Genomic DNA, 12,735 nt, shown 5'->3' on the forward strand with positions numbered 1-12,735 from the left:
ATTTTCAATCAGTTTTTAGGATAGTCTCCCACAATATCAAGCCATGGGCAGGTGCTGCAGGTATTTTTTCCCAATCCTGCGTGGGATTTTCCAATCTTTGAGTAATATCCTCCCTTTTCCACTCTCCTAAGCCCATATACCAAATAGCCCGCATGATTTTTCTAACCTGATGATGCAAGAATCCTTTTCCTTTGATTTCCATCATCCACTGGTTTTTTGGAAAAAATTCGCCTTGAAAATCATTAGCAACGGAAATTCTACAGGAAATCACTTCCCTTCGATAATTGGATTTATTCACTGAAGGCGTACAAAATGCCCTAAAATCATATTCCCCCCGAAAAAGAGAAGCCGCGTCTTTCATTTTTTCTATATCCGACTCTGCAAAAAGGGTAGCCATGTAGGCTGTTGCAAATGAATGAGTGGACCCTGTCGAAAAATAATAGCGATATGTTTTGGCTTCAATTTGCTCAATTAAATTGAAGTCCCTGTTTATTTCCCGTACTTCTATCAACTGAATCTCTCCTGCTAGATTTTCATTAAGACTTGCGAGATAAACAGTCCAGTCTATAGCTTCCTTGGAAAAAAACTGGAAGTAACCGTGCCTACAACTCACCCCCGAATCTGTTCTACTTCCTCCAAGGATAGTAAAGTCGTCATTTCCCAAAACAAATCTAAAAACCCGCTCTAGTTTCCCTTGAACGGTAGGTTGCCCTTTTTGGATAGCCCAGCCCTTGTAGCGGGCACCAAAGTAGGAGATAGAAAATAAGTAGGAGAAGGCTTTGGTCTGCATGTCAACACAAATTTAATTATTCAGCCTAAGCAAAGAAGCCTAAGTTCAATAACAGAAATTTTTAGTACATCGTTTATCACTTAAATCTGATATCGGAACAATTTGACCTTTATTCTAAATATTAAATTAGCTCTATTAACCTCTTTTTTAAGGACAGGGTAACAAATATTCTTTTTGAAATTAGTACTTGGCATTATTAATTGTTGAATTCCGCTACCTTCCTAAATGCTCGAGCCGACATACTATCTAAAAGCAGGTATTCAAAAAAGTAAAAGGACCTTGGTTCTTTCAAAATAAGTGAGCCCTCGACCAAACTTGTTCCAAATCCTTCGTAAACTGATTTATCAATATTTAAAGAAGAGTCAATACCAAATCCCATTGATGATTTAAAACGAAGAAATACGTTGTTTCCTTGCTCTTCGATTTCACTGACCTCTCCACTAGCAACAAAATCATAAAATTCCTGTAAATGTGGTCTTGACGGTAAATTTACAAAGTGCTCAAATAGCAGATCTTCAACGTTAATAGGAACTAACTCAATGGGTATCCACTTATTGTCTGATTTCTGAAAAATTGTTGGTTTTAAAAAAATCAATTCGTTAAGAAAAAAATAGTTTTTTGAATCAAGAATCACATGTTCTTTATCTTTAAGGGAATTCTGTGTTAAAAAATTGTTTAGAACAGTTTCATTCCCAGAACTAAAAACAATCCTCAGATTTTCGGGAATTTCAAAAACTTTTGCAAATTCCACGACCTTAGAAACACAAAATCCGCAACCCTTATCAATCGGAACGACCAAAAAGTATTCAGTGTCCTCAATGTTTGATTCCGTTATTGAACTAAAGAAAAACTCGATCTTGTTACTCAAGACATCATCATCGCTAGTCTTACAAGAAATTAAGCTGAAAATCAGCAATGTGAAAAATAAAGTTCTTTTACTCATTTTTTTGAATGGAAAGAAATTGAAAATGTTCCTCACTTTTCGAAGTAATTCTTCCTAAATAACCCTTCTTATAGGGAAATATCATATTATAGCTCAAAGACTTAGAATTCAATTCACGACTATAAATTGCTTCAAACTGATCATTATAAATAATAAGAGTTTTTTTCTTTGCCCATGACATGGACTCAAACTCAACCTCAGAGATTGGTTCCTGTAAAACACGTAGATAACTTTCACCGTCAAAAAATAAGGCATCAAAGCTTGGTTGAAATAGATAATGCCTCATGACATAACGCATTTCGTTATTATCCTCAACAGGCAATTTTTCCGCATTTGAAAAATTGGGGCTTTTTAAGGGGATTCGTTCGAGGTTTCTTTCTTTTGAATTCAAGTCGATCTTAAACAAATCTTTCAATGGAGTAAAGGAAATCACCAATTCCTCATTCTGATTCATAACAAATGAAAAATTCATAAAATTAATCCCATAGACGTTATCAATCATTTCTTTTGGCAAATCCCCAAAACTTGATGCCACACCACTTTTCAAGTCTATTTCAACAAATGATTTCCAATTTGAAAGGTGATCACCATTATGAGGATCTAAATGAGGGAAAAGTCCAAAAATCAGACTATCTCCTCATTTTATAATTGGCTTAGTACCTTGAACCATGATATCAGGGTACATTCCTAGATCGTCTAAGCTTATCTCTAGCCTTTTGAAAACATTTCCCTCAGAATTTAAGAAAATCAGCTGATTTACTCTGGTACCAATTATAGTATCTTTCGATATGTAATATAGCCCAGTTGTTCCACCAATTCCATTCGGTCCATCCACCTCAAGTCTCACTCGAGAAAATTCAGAAGTATGAAGATTATAAAATTCAAGGGATGAAATAGATTTATTAAAAAAAAACAGTACGCTGTCTCCTTGTATTAATTGACTATTTTGCGGAATAACGGTAAGACTATCAATTTTTAATTGAAGTGTGTCATAATTAAAATCCTTGATTGCCACTTCATAAAAATCAATTGTGGTTACTTCCAATTTTTCAGGACCACAAGAAAGAAGGCAACTGCAGATAATTACAATTACCTTCAATTTAAATTGGCAAGAATCAATTATTTTCACCCCATCCCTGGTTTAAAAATACCAAAGCAATCGAAAACTGTAGCGCAAACCATTCCATTACCCACACATTCCATCGTTGCCTCTTCATCACTTACAACAGTCAGCCTACAGGCTTTGGTAGGCCATTCATCTGCATTAGATTGAGGTATAAAAGGAATCGAAAGTAAAGCGGCCGAACAAAAAAGACCTATCAACGATTTTTTCATAATATTTTAATTTTAGTGTTGATACAATTTATTTATCCTAATTGGGGAGCTGGGCATTCAGCGACTCCACTACAAACTGAACCTGCTCCAAAACAATCAACTCGCGCGGAATCAGGCGTGTCTATTGTGTATACACAAGCCTTATCAGCTCCTACAGCTAATACCTTTTGACTTCGATTGCTTAAACCGAAAAAAGCTAATGCTATAATGGCTAAGCAGGGTCTAATATATTTTTTCATAGTATATTTTTTGGGCTTGGAAGAATAACCAAGCGGGTTAGAAATAATTATGCTAAAAAACCACTATCTGGCCAGAACTGAATCTTTCTGCGATAAATATACCCCCCCCCATCAACTAATTATACAAGAAATTTTTAAACCATTTTTAATTTTTTTTTAAAATTGTTTGAAATGATTAAGAAAAGTCTTTAGTCTGCATACTCAAAAGGTCAAAATTAACTTTTGACAAAAATCAAAACCTTCCCGAGAATCCTTTAGCCCAAAATATGCTGGTTGACCCAGTCGATCTCCTCCTGTCGAATCGTATGAGCCGAATCAGCAAAGGTCATCAACCTGAATTTTGCACCTTGCTTTGTGAGAAGTGTTTCCGAATCCTGCATCCGCTCAAGTGGTACATGCGTGTCTTGCTGACTTCCGGAGATTAAAACCGACGTACCATGAAAATCCCCTTGATAATTATCCCTTTGAATCTTTTCTACTTACTCCAAGGATAGTAAAGTCGTCATTTCCCAAAACAAATCTAAAAACCCGCTCTAGTTTCCCTTGAACGGTAGGTTGTCCTTTTTGGATAGCCCAGCCCTTGTAGCGGGCACCAAAGTAGGACACTTTAAATAGATACGTATAAGGTCTAGTTTGCAAAACTTCTGATAATTAAACTCTTATAAGATTTGAAAGAGCTAAAGGATTGTGTAAATTGAAGGTAAACCCAAAATAACTGACTATGAAAGCATTTTTGAGTCTTTTTATGATTTTAGCAGCTTTTTCTTCCTTTTCTCAATCTCAACCTTCCAAGGATATACAAATCAAAATGGCAGTATTGGCCGCTCCGGAAGATCAAAGAGCTAATGCCACTGTATATGGATATGCCGATGGAAAAATTGTATTGCTACGACAAGGAAACAATGAAACGGTCTGTTTGGCAGACGATCCTAGCCGGGAAGGGCTAAGCGTAGCCTGTTATCACAAAAGTGCTCAAGCATTTATGGCAAGAGGTTGGGAACTTCGAGAGGAAGGAAAATCCGCTCAGGAAATCTTTGATATCAGAGAGGCCGAAGCCAAAGCCAAGAAATTAAAACTCCCCGATCAGGGAAGTGTGCTGCATGCCTTAACAGCGGATGAATCTGACATCAACTGGACTAATGGCGAGGTAAAAAATTCCTATGTCCGCTCGGTAGTCTACATCCCTTGGGCAACTGCTGAAAGTACCGGTCTCCCCTTAAAACCAGCCGGCCCCGGACTTCCATGGATCATGGACCCCGGTACCCATCGTGCTCATATTATGATTAATCCTAAGCGTGACTAAGGTGAGATAAAACTATTATAATCCGGCGCTCCAAATAGCCTTTATTACATGCATGCTTTGGAGCAGCCTGAAGTCTATGCAGATTTGATCTTGGTGACAAAAAAAGATCATCCTCTGCACTTGAATGATATAGTGGCCACTTCTCTGAAAAGATTAGACAGCATGAAGGTGGAGCTTCCCAAAAAAGTGATTTATGAAGACGAATTCAGGCAGCTAATACAATTATTTAAATAAAAAATGCCAGGAATTTTAAACCCTGGCATTTTTCAATTAATACGCTTTAATAACCTTGGAGGCCAGCCAATCACCTACCTCGGAGGTTTTATAGGACTTACCTCCTTCTGCAATATCCTCTGTGACTACTCCTTCTGCAAGGGATAAATTGACGACCCCAGTAATTGCCTCAGCTTCTTCTTTCAAATCAAAAGCATAGTCAAACATCATAGCAACAGAAAGTACCGTAGCCAAAGGATTGGCAATATCCTTTCCGGCAGCTTGAGGATAAGAGCCATGGATAGGTTCGAAAAGCTTCACATTAGAACCAAGAGAAGCAGACGGCATCAAACCCATAGAGCCTGAAATGACCGATGCTTCATCTGTCAAAATATCCCCGAATAAATTTTCAGTAATCAGAACATCATAAGCCTTGGGCCATTGAATCAGACGCATAGCTACTGCGTCTACAAACTCATATTCCACCTTCACATCAGGATACTCATTTGCCAATTCCTGCACCGTTTCTCTCCAAAGTCTGGAAGTAGCCATAACATTGGCCTTATCCACGCAGGTCAATAATTTTCTTCTTTTTTGCGCAGCTTCAAAGCCCATTCTTGCCAGTCTCACAATCTCCTCTTTGCTATACACATTGGTATCAAAGGCTTTGGTTCCTTGCTCATTTCTTCCTCTAGGTTCTCCGAAATAAACACCTCCGGTCAACTCTCTGAAAAAGACAAAATCTACTCCCTCCACTCGATCCAACTTCAAGGGTGATTTATGAACCAAGGATGGAAAAGTAAATGTAGGGCGCACATTGGCAAACAAACCCAGCTTTTGGCGCATCCTTAAAAGTCCCTGTTCCGGACGAACTTTAGCTTTGGGATCATTATCATATTTGGGATCACCAATAGCTCCAAAAAGGACAGCATCAGAAGCAGCACAGATTTCATGGGTAGCATCCGGATAAGGGTCACCAGTTGCATCAATTGCACATGCTCCTACCAGCCCCTCTTTAAAAGTGATTTTGTGTCCAAATTTCTGACCAACAGCTTTAACGACTTTGACAGCCTGTGCTACAACCTCAGGCCCTATGCCGTCACCCGGCAGCAGCGCGATATTCATTTCCATAATAGGTGGATTCTTCTTGTTTTGGATTGTAATTAATTGATTCTATGATATTAAGCATTTTTTCGGTAGCCATCATGGCCGCCACTGTTTGATCTGGATCCAGACCTTTGGTTTTGAATATCTTTCCATATTCCCAGGTAATTACAGTCTCTACAAATGCGTCTGTTTTACCTCCCGGGGGAATGGAAACATGATAGTCTGTCAACTTGGGAAGCTCACGTCCCATTGACTTATAAATTTTTCGTAAGGCTCGCATAAAGGAGTCATATTGTCCATCTCCCGTTGCAGAAGCATCATAAGTTTTCTCATGAATCCTCATACGCAACTGAACTGTAGGCTTCAATCCTTTGGAATGGGTCATGTGATACCCCTCAATGCTGATATTTTTTGAAATGGAATTATTCTGAAGTACATCCGAAATAATGTAAGGTAAATCCTCAGTAGTAACCCGCTCTTTTTTATCTCCCAGTTCGATGATTCTTTGTGTAACTCTGGCTAGCTCTTCTTTTTCCAAAGAAATCCCCAACTCTTCCAGATTTTTGAGAATATTCGCTTTGCCAGAGGTTTTTCCAAGAGCGTATTTTCTCTGACGACCAAATCGCTCCGGCATCAAATCGTTGAAATAAAGATTCTTCTTATTATCTCCGTCTGCATGAATCCCTGCAGTCTGAGTAAAGACATTCTCCCCTACCACAGGTTTATTCGCTGGAATATGTTGCCCTGAAAATTGCTCTACCAACTTAGAGACCCTGAATATCTTCTGCTCCTGAACTCCGATTTCCAGTTCTGTGAAATCCTTGATCACAGCAATGACAGATTCCAGAGGAGCGTTTCCTGCACGCTCTCCTAAGCCATTGATGGTAGTATGAATCCCCGAAACTCCATGTAAAACTGCTTCCATGACATTGGCCACTGACAAATCATAGTCGTTGTGAGCATGAAAATCAAAATGGGCATCAGGAAACTTAGCAATGATCATCTGAAAATAATCCTTTACCTCTTCCGGAGAAAGCAAGCCCAAGGTGTCAGGAAGCATAATTCTTTTGACTGGTTGCCTGGTCAAAAATTCGATCAAACTCAAAGTATACTCTTGAGAATTACGCATTCCATTAGACCAATCTTCTAAATATACATTTACGCTTATTTGATTTTCTCTGGCATGCAGGATAGATTTTCGAATATCCTCAAAGTGCTCTTCCTTTGTTTTCTTAAGTTGATGTGTCAGGTGATTTAAGGATCCCTTAGTCAGCAAATTCATCACCTTCGCTCCTGCTTCCAAAAGCCAATTGACTGAAGCAGGGGTATCGACAAAACCCAAGACCTCTACCCTTTCCAAATAACCCTTTTGCGAAGCCCATTGGGTGATTTTCTGAACACCTTCCAGTTCTCCCTCTGAAACCCGGGCCGAAGCAACTTCAATCCGGTCTACTTTGAGTTCATCCAGTAAAAGTTTGGCAATCTGTAATTTTTCAGAAGGCAAAAAGGAAACCCCAGAGGTCTGCTCTCCATCCCTCAAGGTTGTGTCCATAATCTCTATTTTCCTGTTCGCCTTCATGATTTTTATTATCTCTTCTCTACAAAAGCATCGATTTCTGAGGACATGTTTAAGAGGTAATCGATATCATCGAAACCGTTTTGCATGTTAGCCTTTTTATATTCATTGATATCAAAAGACTCAGAATCTCCAGTTGAAAGCAAAGTGATTTTTTGCTTAGGCAGATTAACTTCAATCTGAGTGTTCGGATTTTCCTCTATTGCAGAGAGCAACTTATCAGCAAATTCAGGAGATACCGTCACAGGTAGTACTCCGATATTTAAGCAGTTATTTTTGAAGATATCTGCAAAAAAACTGGAGACTACGCATCTAAAGCCATAATCATACAGCGCCCAAACAGCATGCTCTCTACTGGATCCTGATCCGAAATTCTTGCCTGCAACCAAAATTTTCCCGGTATAAGTTGGGTCATTCAGTACAAAATCCTTTTTGGGATTTCCCTCTACATCATATCTCCAGTCACGAAATAGGTTGTCACCAAAGCCCTCTCTTTCAGTAGCCTTCAGAAAGCGCGCAGGAATAATCTGATCTGTATCTACATTTTCAGTAGGCAATGGAACTGCTGTGCTGGTCAATATGGTAAATTTATCGTAAGCCATTTTTTATTAGTTGATTAGAAAATGGTTATTTGATATTGGTGGGTTACAGTGATGTCGACATATTGCATTCAGACACTAATAACTATTAACCAATAACTAAATAATCCTAACTTAATTATCGAAAACCTCCCTAGGATCAGTGATTCGTCCGGTAACAGCTACAGCCGCTACTGTAAGAGGAGATGCGAGCATTGTCCTTGCTCCAGGTCCTTGACGTCCCTCGAAGTTTCTATTGGAAGTTGAAACCGCATACTTTCCAGATGGGATTTTATCATCATTCATTGCCAGGCAAGCTGAGCAACCAGGCTGTCTCAACTCAAACCCTGCTTCTTCCAGAATTTTCACCAAGCCTTCTTCATGGGCTAATTTTTCCACTTCTCGGGATCCTGGTACAATCCAAGCAGTAATGTTATCCGCTTTTTTCCTGCCTTTGACAAATTGAGCTACTGCGCGAATGTCTTCAATTCGACCATTGGTACAAGAGCCTACGAAAACATAGTCCACTTGCTTACCTTTGATTGGTTCTCCGGGCTGAAATCCCATGTAATCCAATGACTTCAGGTAGGACTTCTTGTTGGATCCTTCCATACCTTCTGTGGTTGGGATGGAATCTTTGACTTTGATGCCCATTCCAGGGTTGGTACCATAAGTAATCATTGGTTCTATATCTGCCGCATCAAAGGTGAGCTCCTTGTCAAAAACAGCTCCCTCGTCGGTTTTGAGTGTTTTCCAATGAGCTACAGCCTGATCCCATTCCTCGCCCTTTGGAGTGTATTGTTTCCCTTTCAAAAATTCGAAAGTCGTCTCATCTGGAGCAATCAATCCACCACGAGCTCCCATTTCTATAGACATATTGCAAATGGTCATTCGGGCTTCCATCGATAGGCTGCGAATAGCCGACCCTGCGTATTCCACAAAGTATCCAGTCGCTCCAGCAGCGGATATCTTAGATATGATGTAAAGGATAATATCCTTTGAAGTGACTCCATTGCCAAGTTCTCCTTCCACGGAAATCCGCATCTTTTTAGGCTTGGACTGCATGATACATTGGGTAGCCAAAACCATCTCCACTTCAGAAGTACCGATTCCAAAAGCAATGGCTCCAAAAGCTCCATGTGTGGAAGTATGGGAGTCACCACAAACGATGGTCATTCCAGGCTGGGTCACACCCAGTTCAGGCCCTATGACATGGACAATCCCATGGTGAGCCGAGCCTAAGTCATGGAGTTCAATTCCATATTTAGCGCAGTTATGCCGAAGTTTTTCGACCTGCATTCTGGATAATTTATCCTTGATAGTCTGATCTTGATCAACTGTGGGAACGTTGTGGTCCGGAGTTGCGATCGTTCTATGGGGGTACTTTACTCCAATGCCCCTTTTTTCCAAATTGAGGAAGGCTACAGGAGAGGTAACTTCATGGATAAAATGCTTATCAATGAAGAACACATCCGGTCCCGCCGGAACGGATTTTACCACGTGGGCATCCCAGATTTTGTCAAATAATGTTGTCTTTTCCATAATTAGGCAGTCACGTATTCTTTGACTGGTATTTTATTTAATGCATCTACAAATGCCTGTGCTGAGGCAAGGACTATATCCTCGTGAGAGGCGAAACCGTAGTAGGGTTTTTCTGATTTAATCAATCTCATATGAACTTTAGCCACATCATCAGAACCATGGGTGATCGCCTGAATCAGAAATTCTTCCAAGTCCACCTGAGGTTTGACAATTTTTTCGATTGATTTGAGAACCGCGTCCACAGGACCCACACCAGAAGATGAAGCTTGGTGAGAATCGTTTCCAATTTTCAAGCTTACTTCTGCCTGGATAGAACCATTAGAAGCATATGTCACTTTTTCCAATTCTATAAAATTGGACTCATCCATATATTTGCCAACAAGCTCCAAAAGGTCTTTGCGACCTATATCTCTTTTAGAGTCAGCCAACAAAAGGAAAGCCTCATATACCTCACGAAGTTCTTCTCCCTCTAATTCAACACCCAATGCATCCAAATGGTGCTTAAGTGCCGCCCTTCCAGATCTAGCAGTGAGAACGATTGAAGATTCCTCAACCCCAACTTCTTTAGGGTCAATGATTTCATAATTTTCTCTATGCTTCAAAACTCCATCTTGGTGGATTCCAGAAGAGTGTGCAAAAGCATTCCTTCCTACGATTGCTTTATTTGGCTGAACAGGCATGTTCATAAGCTTAGAAACCAATCGACTAGTCTTGTAAATCAAAGGAGTAACTATATCTGTGTGAACAGGGATTGATTGATGACATTTAATCGCCATGACCACTTCCTCCATGGAGGTATTCCCTGCTCGTTCTCCAATACCATTAATAGTCACTTCTACCTGACGGGCCCCATGTTGCACTCCTGCCACTGTATTTGCAGTAGCCATCCCTAAGTCATTGTGACAATGGGTAGCAATAATCGCCTTATCGATATTGGGAACATTATTTTTCAGATTGGCGATGATCGCACCATACTGCTCAGGAAGACAATATCCAGTGGTATCTGGAATATTGACCACCCTAGCACCTGCTTTGATTACTTCCTCTATGATTTTACAAAGGAAATCCGGCTCTGACCTTCCTGCGTCTTCTGCATAAAACTCCACATCCTCTACAAATTGTCTGGCAAATTTGACCGCTGCCACACCTCTCCGGATGATTTCATCTGGAGTAGTTCTCAACTTGTACTGAATATGGTAAGGAGAAACCCCTATTCCAGTATGAATACGTCCTTTTTTCGCATATTTAAGTGCAGCCGCTGCCACTTCAATATCCTTTTCTACGGCTCTGGAAAGGGCACAAATGATTGGATTTGAAACAGCTTTTGAAATTTCCTGAACGGAATTAAAATCACCCGGACTGGAAATTGGAAAACCAGCTTCTATGATATCCACCCCCAGTTCTTCCAGAGCTTTTGCCACCACAATTTTCTCCCGGGTGTTTAACTGACATCCCGGCACTTGCTCCCCATCTCTCAGGGTCGTATCGAATATCCACAGCTTGTCACTCATGATTTTTTGGGTTTTAGTTATTTTCTGGTCTCAACTGACGGACAACAGCTCCTGCCTGCCACATTTCAGACTCTCTTAATTCTTTCAATTCTTCTTCTAATTTTTCTCTGTAATCAGACTTGGAGTTAGAATCAATAGATTTCTGAGCCTCTTTTCCTGTTTTCACAGAGTCATATAGCGCTTCGAAAACCGGCTTGGTCGCATCACGGAAAGGCTTCCACCAATCCAAAGCACCTCTTTGGGCAGTGGTCGAACAGTTGGCGTACATCCAATCCATCCCATTTTCTGCTACCAATGGCATCAAAGACTGAGTCAGTTCTTCCACTGTTTCGTTGAATGCTTCTGATGGCGTATGCCCGTTTGCTCTCAAGACTTCGTACTGGGCCGCGAAAATCCCCTGTATGGCTCCCATCAATGTTCCTCTTTCACCAGTCAGGTCAGAAGTTACTTCACGATAAAAATCTGTCTCGAATAGGTATCCTGAGCCTACACCGATTCCCAAAGCAATTACTCTGTCTTTGGCTTTACCGGTTCCATCCTGATAAATAGCATAGGAAGAATTCAGTCCTCTACCTTCCACAAACATTCTTCTCAAAGAGGTACCGGACCCTTTGGGTGCTACCAGTATCACATCTACATCCGCCGGAGGTATGATTCCTGTTTTATCTTTATACGTTACGCCAAACCCGTGAGAAAAATAAAGGGCTTTCCCAGGAGTCAAGTGCTTCTTCACTGTTGGCCAAAGTGCAATCTGACCTGCATCAGAAAGCAAAAACTGAAGGATAGTTCCTCTTTCGCAGGCTTCTTCCAGTTCAAATAAAGTTTCTCCCGGAACCCAGCCGTCAGAAACTGCCTTATCCCAAGTTTTAGATCCTTTTCTCTGGCCAACGATTACGTTGAAGCCATTGTCCTTCAGGTTGAGTGCCTGTCCGGGACCCTGTACACCATAACCTAGCACGGCGATTACTTCATCTTTTAATACATCCCGTGCTTTTTCCAGAGGAAATTCCTCTCTGGTTACTACGTTTTCTTCAACGCTGCCAAATTTCAATTTCATAGTGTTATTATTAGATTTAATGGATTGATTTTCAATTTTTTACTTTAACAGGGAGTCAATCGTAAGCATTCTTTTTGCCACGGCTACTCTTCCGGATCTGGCAAATTCCAGCAGTCCGTATCCTTTGAGGATTTCCAACAATTCCTGAGTTTGCTCTTTGTGCCCGGTCAGTTCCAGCACCACAAAATCAGGCTCAGCAGCAATGATTTTGGCATTATGCTGTCTAATGACTTTTTCTAACCCCCCGTCCAATCTTGAAACCGGGATTTTATAAAGGGCAATTTCCTGATAAACTACAGCCTCATCTTCATGATAAAAGGCTTTGATCACGTCAATAATCTTTTCGATCTGATTAACTAGCTGTATAACCGTGTCTTCGGTAGCAGTCACTTCGATCGTGATTCTGTGGATTCCCTCCAGCCTACTTTCTGAGGCAGTGAGGGCATCTATATTGATCCCTCTTCGGGTAAAAATGATCGTAATCCGATTGAGTATGCCAATGAAATTCTCGGTAATGACAAATATGGTATATCGCTTCATA

15 protein-coding genes are annotated in these 12,735 nt (G+C 40.4%); 2 read left to right on the forward strand and 13 right to left on the reverse strand.

From position 1 onward, the window contains the following. Window positions 1-4 precede the first annotated feature (4 nt). The 6 genes from FL972_RS17690 to FL972_RS17715 all read right to left on the reverse strand — a co-directional run bounded on the left by FL972_RS17690 (window position 5) and on the right by FL972_RS17715 (window position 3,946). Window positions 5-790 carry a tRNA pseudouridine synthase A gene (locus FL972_RS17690; protein WP_144607324.1) on the reverse strand — a complete coding sequence of 262 codons (786 nt, stop codon included), beginning with the start codon at window positions 788-790 and terminating at the stop codon, window positions 5-7. A 196-nt stretch (window positions 791-986) separates the two neighbouring features. Further along, window positions 987-1,733, reverse strand: coding sequence for a hypothetical protein (locus FL972_RS17695; protein WP_144607325.1), 747 nt, complete (start codon window positions 1,731-1,733; stop codon window positions 987-989). Continuing rightward, complete coding sequence (locus FL972_RS17700) at window positions 1,726-2,205, reverse strand: hypothetical protein (protein WP_144607326.1); 480 nt, start codon at window positions 2,203-2,205, stop codon at window positions 1,726-1,728. Before FL972_RS17700 ends, FL972_RS17695 begins: the two co-directional genes overlap by 8 nt. Window positions 2,206-2,370: 165 nt before the next feature. Then, window positions 2,371-2,862: a DUF4221 family protein gene (locus FL972_RS17705; protein WP_144607327.1), complete on the reverse strand. Its 492-nt coding sequence runs from the start codon at window positions 2,860-2,862 to the stop codon at window positions 2,371-2,373. Next, window positions 2,859-3,068 carry a hypothetical protein gene (locus FL972_RS17710; protein ID WP_144607328.1) on the reverse strand — a complete coding sequence of 70 codons (210 nt, stop codon included), beginning with the start codon at window positions 3,066-3,068 and terminating at the stop codon, window positions 2,859-2,861. The genes FL972_RS17705 and FL972_RS17710 overlap by 4 nt, the downstream gene beginning before the upstream one ends. 695 nt (window positions 3,069-3,763) lie before the next feature. Then, a complete protein-coding gene (locus FL972_RS17715; protein WP_144607329.1) occupies window positions 3,764-3,946 on the reverse strand; it encodes a tRNA pseudouridine synthase A in 183 nt (60 codons plus the stop codon). A gap of 82 nt (window positions 3,947-4,028) precedes the next feature. Here FL972_RS17715 and FL972_RS17720 point away from each other — a divergent pair, with 82 nt between their 5' ends. Next, window positions 4,029-4,610: a hypothetical protein gene (locus FL972_RS17720; RefSeq protein ID WP_144607330.1), complete on the forward strand. Its 582-nt coding sequence runs from the start codon at window positions 4,029-4,031 to the stop codon at window positions 4,608-4,610. A 48-nt stretch (window positions 4,611-4,658) separates the two neighbouring features. Next, window positions 4,659-4,844, forward strand: a complete 186-nt coding sequence (locus FL972_RS17725) for a hypothetical protein (protein ID WP_144607331.1) — start codon at window positions 4,659-4,661, stop codon at window positions 4,842-4,844. Between the two features lie 36 nt (window positions 4,845-4,880). On the opposite strand, the gene leuB is transcribed toward FL972_RS17725, so the two are convergent. The 7 genes from leuB to ilvN form a co-directional block, all read right to left on the reverse strand. Beyond that, the gene (gene leuB / locus FL972_RS17730; protein WP_144607332.1) at window positions 4,881-5,954 is read right to left on the reverse strand and encodes a 3-isopropylmalate dehydrogenase; all 1,074 of its coding nucleotides are present in this window, start codon (window positions 5,952-5,954) and stop codon (window positions 4,881-4,883) included. Then, on the reverse strand, window positions 5,923-7,509 hold the full coding sequence (locus tag FL972_RS17735; protein WP_144607333.1) for an alpha-isopropylmalate synthase regulatory domain-containing protein: 1,587 nt from the start codon (window positions 7,507-7,509) through the stop codon (window positions 5,923-5,925). The genes leuB and FL972_RS17735 overlap by 32 nt, the downstream gene beginning before the upstream one ends. An 8-nt stretch (window positions 7,510-7,517) precedes the next feature. Continuing rightward, window positions 7,518-8,108, reverse strand: a complete 591-nt coding sequence (leuD, locus tag FL972_RS17740) for a 3-isopropylmalate dehydratase small subunit (protein ID WP_144607334.1) — start codon at window positions 8,106-8,108, stop codon at window positions 7,518-7,520. Window positions 8,109-8,219: 111 nt separating this feature from the next. Beyond that, window positions 8,220-9,626, reverse strand: a complete 1,407-nt coding sequence (gene leuC / locus FL972_RS17745) for a 3-isopropylmalate dehydratase large subunit (RefSeq protein ID WP_144607335.1) — start codon at window positions 9,624-9,626, stop codon at window positions 8,220-8,222. Window positions 9,627-9,628: 2 nt separating this feature from the next. Beyond that, window positions 9,629-11,137, reverse strand: a complete 1,509-nt coding sequence (locus FL972_RS17750; RefSeq protein ID WP_144607336.1) for a 2-isopropylmalate synthase — start codon at window positions 11,135-11,137, stop codon at window positions 9,629-9,631. Window positions 11,138-11,150: 13 nt separating this feature from the next. Then, window positions 11,151-12,194, reverse strand: coding sequence for a ketol-acid reductoisomerase (ilvC, locus tag FL972_RS17755; RefSeq protein WP_144607337.1), 1,044 nt, complete (start codon window positions 12,192-12,194; stop codon window positions 11,151-11,153). A gap of 39 nt (window positions 12,195-12,233) precedes the next feature. Next, window positions 12,234-12,734, reverse strand: a complete 501-nt coding sequence (ilvN, locus tag FL972_RS17760) for an acetolactate synthase small subunit (protein WP_144607338.1) — start codon at window positions 12,732-12,734, stop codon at window positions 12,234-12,236. Between the last annotated feature and the right edge of the window lies 1 nt (window position 12,735).

This window comes from Algoriphagus algorifonticola (genome assembly GCF_007655305.1).
GTDB lineage: Bacteria > Bacteroidota > Bacteroidia > Cytophagales > Cyclobacteriaceae > Algoriphagus > Algoriphagus algorifonticola.